Source organism: Fischerella muscicola PCC 7414 (assembly GCF_000317205.1).
Taxonomy (GTDB): domain Bacteria; phylum Cyanobacteriota; class Cyanobacteriia; order Cyanobacteriales; family Nostocaceae; genus Fischerella; species Fischerella muscicola.
In genome coordinates this window covers 13489-31341 of sequence record NZ_AJLK01000118.1, presented here as the reverse complement: position 1 = coordinate 31341, position 17853 = coordinate 13489, and the positions used below count along the sequence as shown (strand labels likewise).

The 17853-nt window shown below is 41.0% G+C and carries 11 protein-coding genes and 1 pseudogene; 7 read left to right on the top strand and 5 right to left on the bottom strand.

Annotated features, from left to right (window positions below; translation table 11 throughout):
- Window positions 1-194: 194 nt before the first annotated feature.
- Together UYI_RS0118780 and lepB are read right to left on the bottom strand one after the other, a co-directional pair.
- Window positions 195-977 (bottom strand): MOSC domain-containing protein, encoded by a 783-nt coding sequence (locus UYI_RS0118780; protein ID WP_016868203.1) that lies wholly within the window; start codon window positions 975-977, stop codon window positions 195-197.
- Window positions 978-1218: 241 nt separating this feature from the next.
- Window positions 1219-1863: a signal peptidase I gene (lepB, locus tag UYI_RS0118770; protein ID WP_016868201.1), complete on the bottom strand. Its 645-nt coding sequence runs from the start codon at window positions 1861-1863 to the stop codon at window positions 1219-1221.
- Between the two features lie 468 nt (window positions 1864-2331).
- Between lepB and UYI_RS0118765 the strand changes: the two genes are divergently transcribed.
- Both UYI_RS0118765 and UYI_RS0118760 read left to right on the top strand, forming a co-directional pair.
- Complete coding sequence (locus UYI_RS0118765; RefSeq protein WP_016868200.1) at window positions 2332-3654, top strand: dihydroorotase; 1323 nt, start codon at window positions 2332-2334, stop codon at window positions 3652-3654.
- A gap of 368 nt (window positions 3655-4022) precedes the next feature.
- Window positions 4023-4793 carry a hypothetical protein gene (locus UYI_RS0118760; protein WP_235147970.1) on the top strand — a complete coding sequence of 257 codons (771 nt, stop codon included), beginning with the start codon at window positions 4023-4025 and terminating at the stop codon, window positions 4791-4793.
- Window positions 4794-4850: 57 nt separating this feature from the next.
- Here the strand turns inward: UYI_RS0118760 and UYI_RS0118755 are convergent, their stop codons facing one another.
- Window positions 4851-5396 carry an NADPH-dependent FMN reductase gene (locus tag UYI_RS0118755; RefSeq protein ID WP_016868198.1) on the bottom strand — a complete coding sequence of 182 codons (546 nt, stop codon included), beginning with the start codon at window positions 5394-5396 and terminating at the stop codon, window positions 4851-4853.
- A 755-nt stretch (window positions 5397-6151) separates the two neighbouring features.
- Between UYI_RS0118755 and ftsH the strand changes: the two genes are divergently transcribed.
- The 3 genes and pseudogenes from ftsH to UYI_RS39055 all read left to right on the top strand — a co-directional run.
- The gene (gene ftsH / locus UYI_RS0118750) at window positions 6152-8074 is read left to right on the top strand and encodes an ATP-dependent zinc metalloprotease FtsH (RefSeq protein WP_016868197.1); all 1923 of its coding nucleotides are present in this window, start codon (window positions 6152-6154) and stop codon (window positions 8072-8074) included.
- Window positions 8075-8299: 225 nt separating this feature from the next.
- The gene (locus UYI_RS36955; RefSeq protein ID WP_157226367.1) at window positions 8300-8440 is read left to right on the top strand and encodes a hypothetical protein; all 141 of its coding nucleotides are present in this window, start codon (window positions 8300-8302) and stop codon (window positions 8438-8440) included.
- A gap of 307 nt (window positions 8441-8747) precedes the next feature.
- A pseudogene (locus tag UYI_RS39055) lies at window positions 8748-9077 on the top strand (diguanylate cyclase domain-containing protein); the annotation flags it as partial.
- A gap of 520 nt (window positions 9078-9597) precedes the next feature.
- Here UYI_RS39055 and UYI_RS0118740 read toward each other — a convergent pair.
- Window positions 9598-10419 carry a squalene/phytoene synthase family protein gene (locus UYI_RS0118740; RefSeq protein WP_016868195.1) on the bottom strand — a complete coding sequence of 274 codons (822 nt, stop codon included), beginning with the start codon at window positions 10417-10419 and terminating at the stop codon, window positions 9598-9600.
- A gap of 283 nt (window positions 10420-10702) precedes the next feature.
- Window positions 10703-12613 (bottom strand): squalene--hopene cyclase, encoded by a 1911-nt coding sequence (shc, locus tag UYI_RS0118735; RefSeq protein ID WP_016868194.1) that lies wholly within the window; start codon window positions 12611-12613, stop codon window positions 10703-10705.
- A 1014-nt stretch (window positions 12614-13627) separates the two neighbouring features.
- Between shc and UYI_RS0118725 the strand changes: the two genes are divergently transcribed.
- A complete protein-coding gene (locus UYI_RS0118725) occupies window positions 13628-15805 on the top strand; it encodes a caspase family protein (RefSeq protein ID WP_016868192.1) in 2178 nt (725 codons plus the stop codon).
- Window positions 15806-15866: 61 nt separating this feature from the next.
- A complete protein-coding gene (locus UYI_RS0118720; RefSeq protein ID WP_016868191.1) occupies window positions 15867-17771 on the top strand; it encodes a ShlB/FhaC/HecB family hemolysin secretion/activation protein in 1905 nt (634 codons plus the stop codon).
- Window positions 17772-17853 lie beyond the last annotated feature (82 nt).

Here is a 17853-nt window from a genome sequence, read left to right as displayed (position 1 = left end):
GTTTTAGTCAGATTTATCTGACTTTAGTTATGAGCCTTTGAAATTTATTTCTTGGCGGGCTGAAAAGTTGGTGCAAGATATAAGTAAACGAACAGCGATACACACCGATGCACACAGATAGATTTTGGTAATTGGCAATTACTGATTGCTGTTTTTTACCAATTACCAATTACCAATTACCAATTACCCTATTTTTATTTCTCCAATATTTCTACTTCATCACCAATTTTGAAATTCTTTTCTACTGAAGAAGGTGATAATCGCGTGTTTACACTTAACCTGAAAAAGTGATTAAAACGGGATGAAGCCACCCAACTGGGTAATGTTTGTTGCCGTTTTGTGACAAATACTTTCTGAAAATTTTTATAAACTTCTCCAGTCAAAGAATCGCGTGTTGGTACTACACAACGCTGACAGGGATTTATCCCTAACAGGTGTACATTTCCAACTCGAAAGGAAATATCACCTTGTTCCCCAAATAATCTATCTTCCCAAAATGCTGGTACACCATCAATCTCAATGTTGGCACGTATACGACGACGCATTTCATCTACACTAATACCAGCAAACCAGGAAGCCACTTCTGTTAAGGTTGCTGTGCTAATGATGGTTGGTCCCGGTGAGACAGTATCATCAGGAAAACCCATCACAGGATTTTGCTGTAGTTTAACGGCAAAACCAAAAAATTTACTTAACCAATCTTCCAGTGCTTGCCGTTCATAATCAAGATGAAAAACTTGTTGACAATTAGTTTCTGAGACTTTTAATAAGAAAGTTCTATCTTCTAAGTTGTATTGCGATCGCAACAAATGAACTTTGGCATGACGCTTACCATTAACAAACTTGTTAAGTTCGTCAACAATCGCAAACTCACGGTCATACTGTATAGCACCACTAGATAGAACTTTTGTCGTTTTCACTTCTACGCCATCTAGTGATTTAATCGGGTAGATTAAAATCTTGGCAACATATGGCATGATTTGTTGGTGGTTGGTTGGTGGTTGGTGGTTGGTGGTTAATGGTTGGTGGTTAGTGGTGAATCAGCGCGCCCCAAGGGGGGTCTCCCCCATGAGCGACTGACGAACCCGTAGACACGTAGTGGCTTCCCGTAAGGGTAGGGTTAGTAGTTAGTGTTTAGTTAATGATCTCCCACTCCCCACACTCCCCATTACCCCCCAACCCCACAAAGTGGGGACCCCGAGTTCCCCATCTCCTCATCTACGGATACAATGGCGACTTATCGATACCACCAATATTATTTAGGGGCCAAAAACGAATGACGGCACGACCAATAATATTTTCTCTAGGAACAACGCCCCAGCAGCGGCTATCATAACTGCTGTCACGGTTGTCACCTAATACTAAATAGGAATCGGGAGGTATAGTTACTGGTTTAGCAAGAAAAGGCGGCTGTGGGCCAGAAGTACAAACGTTGACTACTGTCTCCTGCGAAGGAGAAAGATACGTGTTTTCTGGTAGGGGTTCGTTGTTAATATATACTTTACCGTTTTTGAGTGCTACTTTTTCTCCTGGCAAACCAATAATACGCTTAATAAAAGCATCTTGGTATTGTTCTTGTTGTAGCTCTTTTGTGGGTGAAAATACTACAATATCTCCCCTTTGGGGATTAGAAAATTTATAACTTAACTTATCAACAATAATTTTATCTGCTTTCCATTGATTAGGCGAACCATGTAGGGTTGGTTCCATTGATCCCGATGGAATCCACCGGGCTTCGGCCACAAAGGTACGAATACCCAAAGCCAATACGATACTTAATACAATTGTTCTACCTAGTTCTGCTATCCAGGAACTGTCAGGTTTTTGAGTCGAGTTGTTGTTATCAGACACTTGATTTTGCATGAAATTAATTGACTAATGGCCCAAAATACAATTTCTATTTTGTCCGTTTAAAGGATGTTATATCTGTTAATCTTAACCGTGCTAAGTAAGTCTTTTGAGTTACGTAGTCCTGTTGACAAGCTTGAAATAGAAGGTGGAGATAGAAACTTAGGAGTTTACGGGTTCATAACTGAATTATTTATTTCATGAGAAAAAAATCAACTTGTTTGTGAACAGTGACAAAAATTAATGGCTAACAATCTTATTCAGTTTAACCTAAAGGATTATGGTTCCTCATTAAGGGTATAAGGGTATAAGGGTATAAGGGTATAAGCGTGTAAGGGTATCAGGGTATAGGTGAATTCCACATAATGTTGTTATTCATAAATTTGATTTTTTTCCTTACACTCTTACTCACATACACCCCTACACCCTACTCCCAAAGGGAATTTAGTTAAAAATCGCTCTTGCTTTAACAGTTGAACATCCATGTCATCTTCCACTAGTTTACTAATTCGGCGCGCTCGGATAATCTTACCCGATGGAGAATTCATGATTGGGGATGTGCTGACGCGCGATCGCTTCATTGTCGAAGTCGCACCAGAAATATCCACCGACCAAACAGCGATCAGAGAAATTGACGCAGAAGGGTTAATTTTGTTGCCAGGAGTCATTGATCCACAGGTACACTTCCGTGAACCAGGATTGGAACACAAAGAGGATTTGTTTACTGCGACTTGTGCGTGTGCCAAAGGCGGAGTCACCTCTTTTTTGGAAATGCCAAATACGCGTCCTCTCACAACTACCCAGCAAGCACTTGATGATAAATTGCAACGCGCCCAGAATAAATGCCTAGTTAACTATGGCTTTTTTATAGGTGCAACAGCAGAAATTTTGCCGGACTTGCTGTTGGCAAATCCCACTCCAGGGATCAAAATTTTTATGGGATCGATGCATGGCCAGTTGCTTGTCGATCAGCAAGAGGTTTTGGAGGCGATATTTGCCAAAGGAAAACGCTTAATTGCCGTCCACGCTGAAGATCAAGCGAGAATTAACCAAAGACGCCAAGAATTTGCTGGTATTCATGACGTCGCTGTTCATTCTCAAATCCAAGATAATCAGGCAGCACTCTTAGCAACGCAGCAGGTATTAAAACTGTCAGAAAAATATCAGCGTCGTCTGCATATTTTACATATGTCTACGGCTGAGGAAGCAGAGTTACTGCGTCAACACAAACCTAGTTGGGTGACAGCGGAAGTAACACCACAACATTTATTTTTGAATACTAGTGCCTATGAAAAGATTGGCACATTGGCCCAGATGAATCCACCTTTGCGATCGCCCCACGATAACGAAGTACTCTGGCAAGCTTTGCATGATGGCGTGATTGATTTTATTGCTACCGATCACGCACCCCACACCTTAGAAGAAAAAGCGCAACCTTACCCCAATAGTCCCTCTGGAATGCCAGGGGTAGAAACTTCTTTACCTTTAATGTTAACAGCCACAGCCCAGGGGCGATGTAGTGTTGCCCAAGTTGTCAATTGGATGTCTACTGCTGTCGCCAAAGCCTATGGTATTCCTAACAAAGGAGCGATCGCACCTGGTTATGATGCCGATTTGGTGCTTGTCGATTTACAAACTTACCGTCCAGTTTTACGTGAAGAAATCTTAAGTAAATGTGGTTGGAGTCCTTTTGAAGGTTGGAATCTCACTGGATGGCCTGCTTACACTATTGTCGGTGGTGAGATTGTTTATGAAAAAGGCAAACTGCATACACAAGTACGCGGACAAGCCTTAACATTTACATGAGTTACGCAACTGGCGTTCCATTGTCAATAATGGCCAATAGTCTATAGGTCTTTTTACTACCTTATTTATGCACACCCCCACGCTCTTACAATTTTGCAAAGATTAACATTGCTTGCCGTCAAACTACCATATACTTAGTTTGCCAATCTATGATCTAAAAATTCAAATGTTAACAATTTGGTCAGTTGGCATTATGAGTAGCGATCGCCAAATGTGGGGGTAAGACATTGGCCAATGGATCAGCCTTGCTCATCGGAGCAAAATTTAACAAGAAGCAAAGTCTAAGTCAAACAATCTCTACTGACTTCGCAAATACTACCCCAGCAATTTCCTTGGTATCTTTAGACTTACCAACTGGTAGGCAGGCTATGACTAGCCGAATTACACCTAAAACCTTTAAAGAGATTCCCCCCACAAAAGTAGATAAAACTGATATAAAAACTGAGACAACCAGCTTGGCTTTATACACTGAACCGACTGAGCGAATAACTGGTTTAACTGCCCTATCAAATGGTACATTTGTTATTGTAAGTACAGCATTAACTAGAGAGGGAAATTATAATAAACTGCTGTTTTTTGATAATCAATCTTCTAAATCAAAAAAAATATCAGAATTAAAAAAATCTAATTGTACAATTGAAAATCTGCTGGCTACGAAAGACGACAAACTAATTGGTATAGTCAGTCTAAATGGAGGTATTCCTCCTTTTGAGATGATAATAATTAATCCAAAAAATGGCAAAGTCTCTTCTGGTTCTGATTTATCTCTGCCGGAATTATTACCAGATAGACGATTTAGTAATCTTGCCCTAAGTCCGGATGGAAGAATCTATGCTACCACTCTCCGTAGAGAAGGTATTACAAGATTGGTACAGCTAGACCTGGATAACAGGTCTATGATTACTGGTAAGGGAAACATTGTCACCTTATCGCTATTGATGTTTGATGAACAGCCTTTGCAAAATGATTTACTAAGCCTTACCTTTTCTCCATCAGGAGAAGTTTATGCGCTTGCTGATCCTAAAAACGAAGGAACTAATTTCCTTTTTTCAGTGGATATAGAAACTGGAGAGATGAAACCTATGTCAATGGTTGCAGTGGATAAAATTACCTTTTCTCGAAAGTCAATATCTATGTGATTGGCTCATAAAATATAGGTTGGGTTGAGAAACTCAACCCACCTAGTTTCCTACTAACTAATCAACTTCTCGTAGCTTGCGGGTATTATCCACCAAACTCTGAGCAAACTGATCAAATCTTTGGGCAAGCTTTTCATCCAACAACTTCCCTTCAGGACTGAAAGCTTTCCACGCTTGTCCAATAGCAATTTGTTCGGGAATCACCCAGCCGTGTACCCAGCGCATAATGATTCTTAAATCATTCAAGGCGTTGCTATTAGGTTGTCCTCCCAACACACTAATTAATCCTGTTACCTTACCAGACAGCTGCTCAAAACTCATCAAATCTAAGGCATTTTTTAAAACACCACTGATACTGCCGTGATATTCTGGTGTCGCCAAAATTAACCCATCAGCACGACTCACAGCATATTGCAACTTTTGCACATCTGGATAATCTGGATACTCCTGTTCTCCGTTACAAAACGGCAATTGCATTTCCCGTAAATCCAGTATTTCCACTTCTGCACCTAAAGCTTCTACCCGTTGGGCTGCCAAACGTAAGGCTATTTGACTGTAGGAGTCTGCTCTTAAACTGCCACCAATGCCAACTATTTTTACCATAATCAATCATCCAGCTACTAATTAACTTCAATAAGTAGTGATCATGAACTGCACACACCAGAATTAGTTGTTAGTTGTTGGTTGTTAGTTGTTAGTTGTTAGTTGTTGGTTGTTGTACCAGACGTGCCATGGCACGTCTGTACAGTGGTTAGTGTGTAGAGACGCGAGGAACATCGCGTCTGTACATTAGTAGTTAGTAGTTAATTGTTGGTTGTTGATTGCTTACTACTCCTCACACTCCTCACACTCCTAGACGCTTCAAATAGCGCGTCTCTACATTACTCCCCATACCCTTACACTCCTACACCCCTTCTGAAGTTAGCTAAACTACCTGAAGATATATTTTGCAAAACGGAATCATTACGACTATGAATATATCTTAACTATATATAACCTGGCTTGTCAAATTCCGGTTGAAAGGAATATTTTTTGATAAAAGAATTAGTAATCTCCGATGAGCTGATTTTTGGTCAAAAAAATTACTTTTCTGTCTGATTCCAATTGGAAAAAGCTTTAAATAGTAAGTTAATTACTCTTGAGCGAAATAAAATCAAGATTCTGCAAAAATTATGGGCGATGCTTACCCTGGAACTAGTAGTTGGTATTTCACGTTTACAAGTATGAGTAGAAAAACTTGGGAATGGGTTTTTGTCAGAGCTACACTAGAGTGAGAAAAGGTTATTTCTACTCTTTCTAAAAATAAAGCCATACAAAACCAGCGCTCAGATCGTGGCAGCGGATAAAGGGTAATTCTTATGAGAAGTTTTGAGAAAAAGGTGTCAAAAAAACAGCGACCGACAAAACGTACAGCTTTGGCAGGGGCGTTGGTAGCTGGTTTAATGATTTTGCCAGGATTTGTGGAAGGTACTCCTCCTGCCTTGGCACAAAAAGCAGAGCAGCAGCAACAGCAGCAGCAGGACAACAACACTCTTACCTATGGTCAACTGCTCCAAAAAATTGAAGCTGGAGAAGTCGCCAGGGTAGATTTAGATGAAACCGAAAAGGTAGCAGATGTATATCTGAAGGGGACAGAAAATGCCCAACCTCTGCGTGTAAAGCTTTTGGATCAAAACCCAGAGTTGATTGCCCAACTTAAAGCAAAAAAAGTTGAGTTTGACGAGGTTTCCTCTGCTAACAGTAGAGCTGCTGTTGGTCTTTTGCTCAACCTCATGTGGATTTTGCCACTGGTTGCTTTAATGTTACTGTTCCTACGCCGCTCTACGAATGCTTCTAGCCAAGCCATGAACTTTGGTAAATCCAGAGCTCGCTTTCAAATGGAGGCTAAAACTGGTATCAAATTCGATGATGTCGCTGGTATTGAAGAAGCGAAAGAAGAACTTCAAGAAGTTGTTACCTTCCTCAAACAGCCAGAAAAATTTACTGCTGTTGGGGCGCGTATTCCCAAAGGAGTCCTGTTAGTAGGGCCTCCAGGTACTGGTAAAACCTTATTAGCAAAAGCGATCGCTGGGGAAGCAGCCGTTCCCTTCTTTAGCATTTCCGGTTCTGAATTTGTGGAAATGTTTGTCGGTGTGGGTGCGTCTCGTGTCCGTGACTTATTCAAAAAAGCCAAAGATAATGCCCCTTGTTTAATATTTATTGATGAAATTGATGCCGTTGGTAGACAACGGGGTACGGGTATTGGTGGTGGTAATGATGAACGGGAACAAACCCTCAACCAACTACTGACAGAGATGGATGGTTTTGAAGGCAACACTGGCATTATTATTATTGCTGCCACTAACCGCCCAGATGTTTTGGATGCAGCATTACTCAGACCCGGAAGATTTGACCGCCAGGTAATTGTTGATGTACCGGATATTAAAGGGCGTTTGGAAATTTTAAAAGTTCATGCTCGGAATAAGAAAATTGACTCAAGTGTTTCCTTAGAAGCGATCGCTCGTCGTACGACTGGTTTTACTGGCGCAGACTTAGCTAACCTGCTCAACGAAGCTGCCATTCTCACCGCCAGAAGGCATAAAGATGCTATCACCATGACAGAAATTGATGATGCCGTAGTTCGGGTAGTGGCAGGGATGGAAGGAACCCCCTTGATAGACAGCAAGATCAAGCGATTGGTTGCTTACCATGAAGTAGGACATGCTTTAGTGGGAACTCTCCTTAAAGACCATGATCCAGTAGAAAAAGTCATGTTGATTCGACGAGGACAAGAATTGGGAATGACCTGGTTTATTTCCAATGAAGAGCATTTTTTATTGTCTCGCAGCCAGCTATTGGCCAAAATTACAGCAGTATTAGGAGGTAGAGCCGCAGAGGAAGTGATTTTTGGTTCTGCCGAAACTGCGGGTGGTAGAAAGGCTGAAAGGGAACTAGGATATGTGACATCAATAGCTCGGCAGATGGTGACGCTGTATGGCATGTCTGAGTTAGGACAGTTTTCTTTGGAAAGCCAAAATAGTGAGGTGTTTTTAGGACGCGATTGGATGACAAAATCAGAATATTCTGAGGAAATTGCTGGCAAAATTGATGCGAAAGTCCGTGAGATGATTATCGATTGCTACCAAAAAGCGAAACAGTTGATCCAAGAAAATCAGCAGGTTATTCATCAACTGGTGGATTTGTTAGTAGAACAAGAGACAATAGAAGGAGAGCAATTCCGGAAAATTGTGGCTGAGTATACTCAGTTACCTGAAAAACAACAATTGGTGGTTAGTGGTTAGTTGTTGGTTGGTTGTTGGTTGTTGTACCAGACGTGCCATGGCACGTCTGTACAGTGGTTAGTGGTTAGTTGTTTGTGGGTGGGGTAACAAGTCAAAATTCAAAAGTCAAAAATTTTGACTCTTGAGTTGCTTTCCCCCCTTATCTGCTGAAAGCACATCAAGTTATCGATCTGGATATATTCAGCTTTACCCAATGCCGATGACATAATTGGGAAAGTCTTGGAAATGCTTTTTTGGCAGCGTGACTCAGGTAGTTTGGCATTTGCCGCCAAGAGTGCTGCGATCGCAGCTTCAATATTCTCCCCTGGTGCAAAGGGTTTTCCGGCTTTGCTGCTATCTGAAATATTGTCCGTCTTCTTGCCATAAACCTAGTTGAAATTAAGTAGCTAGATATAAATTAAATGTAAAAATTTGAGGAAGTTGTGAGGGTATACCCAGGGATACCCTTTGGCATGAATCAACAATAATTTTAAATTTTTTACATTCTTAAAAGTAAATAAACGTAGATTATTTAACATTTAAAATGTCTATAAAGCTTATTTTAAGAGATAAACATGGAATAAGCTTTATGAGCAAAAAATATATAAAAGTATGATATATAACTTAAAAATATTTATTTGCGCTGAAATTATTTTTAACTAATTGTGAATAAAAGACACACTGCCATTGGGGCCAGCGTTTATCAAATTGTGTCGCTCAAACAGATATTCTGGCTCATTTAAATGGAGATGAGTTTGCGATCGCTCGAACTAACATTCCTTCTTTTGAGAGTGTCATTCAGCTATCTCAGTTACTACAAAGCACATTGGCAAAACCCTTCCTAATTGCAGGTAACACAATTCGGATCACAACTAGCATCGGTATCACAATTAATGATTTGAGCGATCGCAATGGTGTAGATCAACTTTTACAACAGGCTCATATAGCCTTGTATCAAGCAAAGCAACAGGGACGTAGCCAATACAAGTTTTATTCCTCAGAGATCAATGCTCAGTTGCAGGAACTGCACAGCCAACAAATCATGGCCACAGAACTACAACAGCGTGGGTGTCATGAAGGTCAGGGATTCTACTTTAGTCGTCCTGTTCCTGGTGATGCGATCGCCCAAATGCTGAAGAAAAATTCTTCACAAATTATGAATGCTGAAAATCTCATAATTCACGCCTGATGTGAATTAATATGGAGACGCAAGGAATATTGCGTCTGGTAAAAAATCGTTTTTTTAGAAATCGACCACTCTCTTGGAAAGCTTTGAAGTTCCCTCCAGGACGCTGCTTTGTAGACGCCCGTAGGGCGGCTTCAAGGTAGAGTACGCCCCAAGCCCTAGCTCAAACTTTCCGCCGATACACACCGATAAACAACGGACACGTGCTACAACTGTTGGAACCCCCAAGGGCGCAGTGTCCTCCAGATGACACAGATGGATCTTTCGTGGGTGGTTGGTTGTTCATTGGTATGTTGGGTGTTTCCCATGATCTATTAGCGACTTTGTTAATTCACAGTCTTACGTAATTCATCAATTTCTATTTGCTGAGATTAGTTACCTGCTCAATCAGTGCCAGTACATCACTACGACTAAGTTTCTCTCTACCATCAGCAAGGGCATTGAGAGTACCATAAGCTAAACTGAGGGGAATTTGGCAAAAGTCTAAAGTCGGGCCAGCACTCAGGGCTTTGGTATAAGCTTCTGCTAATGCTAGATTACGACGAGCATACACTTGCATATTGTCTGCACTCCAACCATCTGGAAAAAAATTGACGTTACGGGTTAAATCTTCTTTATGGTTACGGAGAATGTTAACTGCCTGTAGACCTCTACCAAATCCAACTGCATAAGTACGGTTAGTCTGCGTTCCATCATACCAAGTCCACAAATCAGAAAGTAACAGCCCTACCGCACCCGCAACCCCAAAAGTATAGCGATCTAAATCAGACTCTGTATGAATTTTCCAATTTCTTTCTGCCCAGTATGCCATCCTGTCTGCCATTGCTCCAGTTGCATCCCAAATTCGGGGAGCGATAGTCTCAGGTGCTAGTAGCGCCCATTCCCTGATTCTGATAGTTACCTCTGCTAATAATTTTTCGTGAGAGCTAAATTCCCTAGAGAAAGCATCGATAGTGAAACCATCAACTGCTGCCTGTAATGTTAAGCTAATTGATCGCAAAATATTAGCTTTGGTCTGGTTATCTAGTGTGGGATGGTCTTCAATTTCATCAATGGCCCGCATACATAGATATGCTGATGCCACCGCTTCTTGTAATCCTCGCGGCAAACGACTAATTGGAATATAAAAAGTCCGACTAGTTTCTTTTAAAATTTCTAAAGCATCTGTCATTAAATCCATTTCTACATACCTGTGTTCGTGTTTTACCATACCGAAGTTTGTAAATCTTTTATGATTTGACTGATGGTTTTCACTAAAACTTAATAATTTTATTTGCAACTGTTTATTTTGAAAAATTGGTTAAACTTGTGTAATTTTTTGTTCATAATTTGCTGACAAAAAAAGTGCTTCTCGGATTTAGAGTAGGGACGTACGCTACAGGAGTTCCCGTAGCGTAGCATTTGGAAAACAATTTTTTCATCAAATCGAACAATTGTCACCCAAATTTTTGCTCTCTAACAGATCAAGCAAATAATTTTTGATATTGACCTAGAGCTATTAAAGGAAAATATTGTTGATAGAGGTGATACTTCAGATAAAAATGGCTAGGAAAACCAGTACCTGTAAAATCAGCTTCATCCCAAGTACCATTTGGCAGTTGAGTTACTAGTAAGTAATCAATTCCCCGCTCAATTGCTGCTTTGGCAAAGTTGCCAGTTGCTCTACCGGCTGCCATTAGTCCGATTAAAGCCCAAGCTGTCTGCGAGGCAGTACTACGTCCTTTCCCCTTCAGACTCGGGTCATCATAACTACGACAAGTCTCACCCCAACCGCCATCTGAGTTTTGACAACTAATTAACCAAGCAGCACCCTGTTCTATGTTGTAGCGATGAGTTTGAGGGGCAACTAAAGATAGGGCAGCCAATACGCCACTTGTCCCGTAGATGTAATTGACTCCCCAACGACCAAACCAACAACCTTCAGGTTCTTGCTCATTTAATAGATATGTAATCGCTCGCTGTTGCTTATATCTATCAATTGATAGATGACAACTACCCAACATTTCTAACACTCTGGCTGTAACATCAGCTGTGTTAGGGTCAATCATGGCTTTGAGATCACCATAGGGGATGAGATTCAGCCAATCCTGATCATTGTCTAAATCAAAAGCAGCCCAACCACCTGCTTTACACTGCATAGAAGCAATCCAGTCAACAGCACGGCGCATGGCTTGGTGTTTCAACTTTTCATTGGGAAGCTTGACTTGATTTAGTGCCATCACCACGACAGCAGTATCATCGACATCGGGATAAAAGCGATTGTCAAATTCAAATGCCCATGCACCCGGTTTACCTTGCCGATTTTTGACTACCCAATCGCCATAATCGAGAATTTGCTTATTTAACAACCATTCAGCTGAGCGTACTACAGCAGGATGATCAGGTGCGAAACCAGAATCAACAAGCGCTCTCATTACCCAAGCTGTATCCCAAACTGGGGAAACACAGGGTTGGACTCGGTAGGTGTCTGCTGTTTCAATGGCAAAGTTATCAATCGCTTGCAGTCCTCGTTCGACTATTGGATCGGCGGCGTCGTAATCCAAACAGCGCAAAGCCAGTAGCGAATTGAGCATGGCAGGAATAATACCGCCCCAGTCACCTGTTGCTTCTTGCCGTTCTAATATCCATTTCTCGGCGGCTTTGATACCTTCGGCACGAAAAGGCACTAAATTTAGGTTTTCAGCCAGTTTGAAACCAAAGTCGAGGGTAAGAAATATATCTGTCCAGTTACCACTACGGGGTAATTCATATTTGGCTTGTTCTATGCCTTCTGCATACAGTTCGTGCAAGTTGATTGCTGGATCGATGGGAAAAACTGGTTTGCGATCGCATACTATCAACAAGGGCACGGTACTTGACCTAGCCCAGCTGGACATTTCGTAGATGTTAAAGAAAAAGTTCTCTGGCAGCAACATTACCCAAGGTGGTAACGACGGAATACCCTGCCAGCTATAACAACCGATGAGCGCTAGGTGTAATTTTGTAAAAATGCGAGTCCGACTGATACCGCCTCGCTCTAGAATAAATTTTCTGGCCTTGAGCATGGCGGGGTCGGTTGGGGGTACACCCAAGAGCCTCAACGCCATGTACGCTTCTACTGAAGTACTAAGTTCTCCGCCATCATCGTAAAACAGTTCCCAGCCTCCGTGTTCTCTTTGTTGAGAACGCAGATATGCCTCTACTTTCTGTAGGGGTCTAGATTTGTCCGTTCCCCATATTTTATGCAGCAGCACAACTTCCGCAGTGATGGTGACGTTGGATTCTAACTCAGCCCACCAATAACCTTGGGGATTTTGAATTGAAAGCAAGTAGTTCTGGCTAGCAGCGATCGCATCTGGGAGTTTTGATGCGGTCACTCTGTCTTGAGTTTGCATGAAACACTTCTCACACTACACTAAAAATTCACACTACACTAAAAATGTTTCGAGCTTTACTGAATATATAGTAATAATTCTTGCTAAGTAAAAGATTTTTGTCTATGTACTAACTGTGGTTGAATGTATACTGAAAATTGTTTGGATTTTAATCATATCTACCAAAATCCACAAATTATTTATTTTTACTCAGTTTTTTTAGTTGAATTTTCCTCAACTCAGTAGGTTTATGTTATATAAATTACCACTTTAATCTTTGCATAATTTTTGTTTGCAAATACTAAATTTATAAAGTAAAAAATCTATCATTAAAATTTTCCATAAACATATTACGTTCTTATAGCTTATTTGTAAATCATTCTCTACTCATTTCAAAATGAAATGAAGCATGACGGCTCTAATCATGGATTTACTCATGAAATTGTGGTAATTTTCCAGGTTTGGATGTACGCACATACATGTGTAGCAAGTTTCTATTGGAGTAGTAATAATTACAAAGGGCGGACGCAGGCTAAGTATTGGTTTGCATTAATTCCTAGTGTTTTTAAACGCAAAGGATCGCAAAGGGGCGCAGAGTTTGTTTAATTTCTAATCGTTGAGGTAAGTAGGAATTAAAACTTCAAGAGACATTATTTGAGAAAATTGAGATTTTGGTACTAGACAAGATCCCCGACAACTCTTGCAAAGTCGGGGATCTAGGCTCTGCGATGCTTACAAATTAGCTAGGATTTCTATATCTAATGATAGATGTATAAATAAATAAATTTTTAATGTAAATAATTGTGTAGATAACGAAGAAATTTTTTGTTCTCAAAAGTGCGATCGCTGCATAAATTTATCTGGATTTGCCCCATGATCTTTTGAATAAAAAAATACATGATTATTTATGCATCAGTCTTAAGGAATAAATGTATAATCACAGTCACTAAGTTAATAAACTCGGCTTTTTAGTTCAGATTCCCCGATATTTGGGTTAGTTTTTGACAAATTATTGCTTAATATTCGATATTAATAATGCGACGCCGTCATTTTTTACAATTTGCTGGTTCAACGTTAACTACACTCGGTTTGAGCTATTTAGATATTGTTCAACAAGGAAACCGTTATGCCCAGGTTTTAGCACAAGGCACTCCGCGGAAACTAGCTTTGTTGGTGGGAATTAATCAGTATCCGGCTAGTCAAAGATTTACCGACTTAGAAGGATGCGTTACTGATGTAGAGTTACAGCAGGAACTACTAATTCACCGTTTCGGTTTTAACAAAAGTGATATTCTCAGGTTGACAAGTGACCCCTCTGATAAGCAACCAACCCGCAACAATATATTAACAGCGTTTGAAGAACATTTAATTAAGCAAGCTAAACCGACAGATGTGGTAGTTTTTCATTTTTCCGGTCATGGTTCCCAGTTGCTTGACCCCAATCCTGTGCAGTTATGTCCAAATCAGCAATTCAATAGTGATTTGAACAGTAGTATCGTTACTGCTGAGGATGGACAAAATAAGTTAGTACCAGACATCATGGGACGGACTCTGTTTTTGCTGATGTCTGCATTACAAACAGATAATGTTTCTTTTGTGATGGATAGTTGTCACTCTGGCGGTGGTACTCGTGGTAATTTTAGAATTCGTTCTGTACCAGGTAATAATTTAAAGCCTAGTTCCGAGGAAATAGCCTATCAACAGCGTTGGTTAGATAAGTTACAAATTTCTCCCGAAGAATTTGCTAAAAGGCGCTGTGCAGGAGCGCGTAAAGGAGTAGTTTTGGCTGGCGCTCAACGTGATCAAGATGCAGCCGATGCTACATTTGATGAGTTTTTTGCTGGTGCATTTACTTACTTATTGACTCAATATCTTTGGCAACAAACAAGTAACGTAGGTAGTGCGATCGCTCAATTAACTTCTGGGTTGAGGGTATTAAAAACTCCGCAACAACCCCTAGCAGACGGTGATCAAAGCCAGCCTGTGTATTTTATCAACAAAAAATTACCCCCTGCTGATGCCGTAATTACCAAGGTAGAAGGCAAACAAGCTACCATCTGGCTAGGTGGAGTAGACTCAGAAAGCCTGGAAAGCTTTGGCAAAGGGGCAACTTTCACAATAGTTGATCAAAAAGGGCAAGCATCTGCACAAGTTAAATTAGAATCTCGCCAGGGTTTAATTGCCACAGCCAGACTGCAACCAGGGGGAATTGCATCTATGCAACCAGGAATGCTGCTGCAAGAATCAAGTCGTGTGGTTCCGGCTACTTTAAAGTTAACTATTGGCATAGATCCCTCCCTCGCAGCAGAAACGAATGCAGCCAAACAAGCACTTTCCCAAATCAACCGCGTTGAAGCCGTAGCCGCCAAATCAGGAAACGTACCCTATCCTCCACAGGTGCAGTATATATTGAGCCGATTAACAGATGATTATCGGCAACAATTGCAACGCCAAAATATTCCTAATCTACCCACAGTTGGCAGTATTGGTTTATTTACTAAAGGGCTAGAATTTGTACCACAATCTTTTGGCAAACTTGGAGAAACAGTCCCAGCAGCTGTTTCTCGTTTAGAACCAATCATCAAATCATTTTTGGCAGTTGAAATCATCAAAAAAACTTTAAATGCTACATCTTCTCAACTAGATGTAGAAGTGTCAATGAATTTAGTAGATCAACCAAATCAAACTCTGTTTAAAACATCCACAGTTAGAGGTAAAAATAATCGCGGTGAATTCCAACAAAGATATTCTCAAAAATTACCCCTTGCGAAACTATTTCAGTTTAAAGTTACTAACCACGAATCTACTCCTGTTTACTTAACAAGTTTACTGGTAGATTCTACAGGTGGGTTAGTAGTGGTCTTTCCCTATCAATGGCCTGCCACCGAAGAATCTACATTAATCGCACCAAAAGAAACTCGCACAATCGGCGATCCGCAACACCTGAAACTCAAAGCAATAGATAAAGGTACAGGAGAAGTACTAGTGATAGTCAGTCGTTCTCCACTCAAAAAAGCTGTGAAAACATTAGTGGCTTTAGCAGCAGAATTAAATCGTAGTTCTGGCCCAGTAGAGTTAGGAGAACCAGTCGAGGTAATTGGTGATTTACTAGATGATTTGAGTAGCGATCGCTCAAGTACTAGTGCCACTACAGACAAGGAAGTTAAAGTTTCAGAAATTGCCACTTTAGCGATTCCTTTTGAAGTCGTTTAAATCAGTGAACAGTGAAAAATTGATAACTGAATATTTGAAAAATATAGAATCCACAATAATAATGTCAGATAAATTGAGAAATTCAAAAATTGTCAAAACTTGGTTGAGAAGATTAACTGTAAACATAATTGACAGTAGTAATCATGCGATCGCTAAACATAAACACAAACGCATTCCATACTTACACGATGATTTTATTTTCTCTGTGAACAATATAACTAAATTCTTGGCGTTCTTGGCGTCATGGCGGTTCATTCTTTATCCCTACTTTATTATCTGTGCCTTCTGCCTGCTAACCTCAAGTGCGATCGCCCAAACATCCCCCGTCCCCACCGACACCAAACCTAATCCGAATATAGACCGGTTTCCCCAACCTTTACCCACACCCCAACCTCTACCACCCAGCGAAGAACAACAACCAACTGTTCCAACGCCACCGCCAACACCAACACCAGAACAGCCAAATATAACCATACCCGTCAGTAAAATCGAAGTTGTAGGTAGCACCATCCTTACTCAAGATCAAATTGCCGCAATTACCAAACCTTTCGCGGGACGATCAGTAACTCTCAAAGAACTCCAAGGCGTTGCAGATAACATTACTCAGCTTTACTTAAATCAAGGTTATCTTACCTCTAGGGCAATTCTTGGCGAACAAACAATTACTGATGGTGTAGTCAAAATCTTAGTTATAGAAGGTTCTCTAGAAAAAATCGAAATCGAGGGGACTCGACGGCTGAATCCTAGTTATGTGCGTAACCGGGTAAAATTAGCAACAGGTAAACCACTCAGAGTCGATAAAATCGAAGATCAACTACGACTCCTGAAAGAAGATCCCCTATTTACTAACGTTGAAGCCACTCTCAAAGGGGGAACTAACATCGGGCAAAGTATTCTCACAGTCCGAGTTAAAGAAGCTAATCCTATCAGTGGTGTTGTGGGAGTTGATAACTACTCACCGCCGGCTGTGGGTTCCGAACGCTTTGGTGGTGCAATTAGTTACCGCAACGTTACTGGTTTAGGTGATGAACTGATCGCCTCCTATTATCGTTCTATCACAGGCGGTTCCAACTCCTTTGACTTCATCTACCGAGTGCCAGTGAATGCCATGAATGGCACGTTGCAGTTACGCTATTCTCCCACTGATAGCGAAATCACCCAACCGCCATTTTCGGCATTAGATATTACAGGTGATAGCCAGCTTTATGAACTCAGCTATCGTCAACCTTTTATTAGAACTCCCCGCGAAGAATTTGCCCTATCTTTAGGATTTGCATTGCACAATAGCCGGAATATCTTTGTCGTTCAAGGTATACCCAGACCTTTAAGTATCGGCCCTGATAACGACGGTACTAGTAAAACACGGGTGTTGAAGTTCGGGCAAGATTACATCAAGCGTGATCTACAGGGTGCGTGGGCGGTGCGATCGCAATTTAATTTCGGTTTAGATGTCTTCGATGCTACAAGCAACTCTAGTTCTGCACCTGATGGCAGTTTCTTTAGCTGGCTAGGACAAATTCAAAGGGTGCAACGCCTGGGTAGAGACAATCTACTAATTGCCCAAGCTGATGTCCAACTTACACCAGATGCATTACTACCTTCACAACAATTTTTAATTGGTGGCGGCCAGTCTTTGCGTGGTTATCGCCAAAATGCCCGTGCAGGCGACAATGGTTTTCGTTTCTCAGTCGAAGATCGGATAGCTATTTTACGCGATCAAGGTGGGCTGCCAAATCTGCAACTAGCGCCCTTTGTTGACATGGGTGCAGTGTGGAACGTCTCAGAAAATCCCAACCGATTACCCGATCAAACATTTTTAGCATCTGCTGGTTTAGGGTTAATTTGGGAACCCGTACCCCGGTTACTGATGCGATTTGACTATGCAGTTCCTTTTGTAGATTTAAGCGATCGCGGTAACAACGCCCAAGACAGGGGTTTTAACTTTAGTGTCAATTACAACTTTTAACGAGGAGTTTGATGTTGAATTAAATTCAAGTCATCGGGTGGGTTAATGACAGCGTTACCCACCATCCCATTACTCACTTACT

Excerpts from the sequence above, each read along its gene's own strand:
- UYI_RS0118780 (WP_016868203.1), bottom strand. The coding sequence starts at position 977 with ATGCCATATGTTGCCAAGATTTTAATCTACCCGATTAAATCACTAGAT.
- lepB (WP_016868201.1), bottom strand. The coding sequence starts at position 1,863 with ATGCAAAATCAAGTGTCTGATAACAACAACTCGACTCAAAAACCTGAC.
- UYI_RS0118765 (WP_016868200.1), top strand. The coding sequence starts at position 2,332 with ATGTCATCTTCCACTAGTTTACTAATTCGGCGCGCTCGGATAATCTTA.
- UYI_RS0118760 (WP_235147970.1), top strand. The coding sequence starts at position 4,023 with ATGACTAGCCGAATTACACCTAAAACCTTTAAAGAGATTCCCCCCACA.
- UYI_RS0118755 (WP_016868198.1), bottom strand. The coding sequence starts at position 5,396 with ATGGTAAAAATAGTTGGCATTGGTGGCAGTTTAAGAGCAGACTCCTAC.
- ftsH (WP_016868197.1), top strand. The coding sequence starts at position 6,152 with ATGAGAAGTTTTGAGAAAAAGGTGTCAAAAAAACAGCGACCGACAAAA.
- UYI_RS36955 (WP_157226367.1), top strand. The coding sequence starts at position 8,300 with ATGCTTTTTTGGCAGCGTGACTCAGGTAGTTTGGCATTTGCCGCCAAG.
- UYI_RS0118740 (WP_016868195.1), bottom strand. The coding sequence starts at position 10,419 with ATGGATTTAATGACAGATGCTTTAGAAATTTTAAAAGAAACTAGTCGG.
- shc (WP_016868194.1), bottom strand. The coding sequence starts at position 12,613 with ATGCAAACTCAAGACAGAGTGACCGCATCAAAACTCCCAGATGCGATC.
- UYI_RS0118725 (WP_016868192.1), top strand. The coding sequence starts at position 13,628 with ATGCGACGCCGTCATTTTTTACAATTTGCTGGTTCAACGTTAACTACA.
- UYI_RS0118720 (WP_016868191.1), top strand. The coding sequence starts at position 15,867 with ATGTCAGATAAATTGAGAAATTCAAAAATTGTCAAAACTTGGTTGAGA.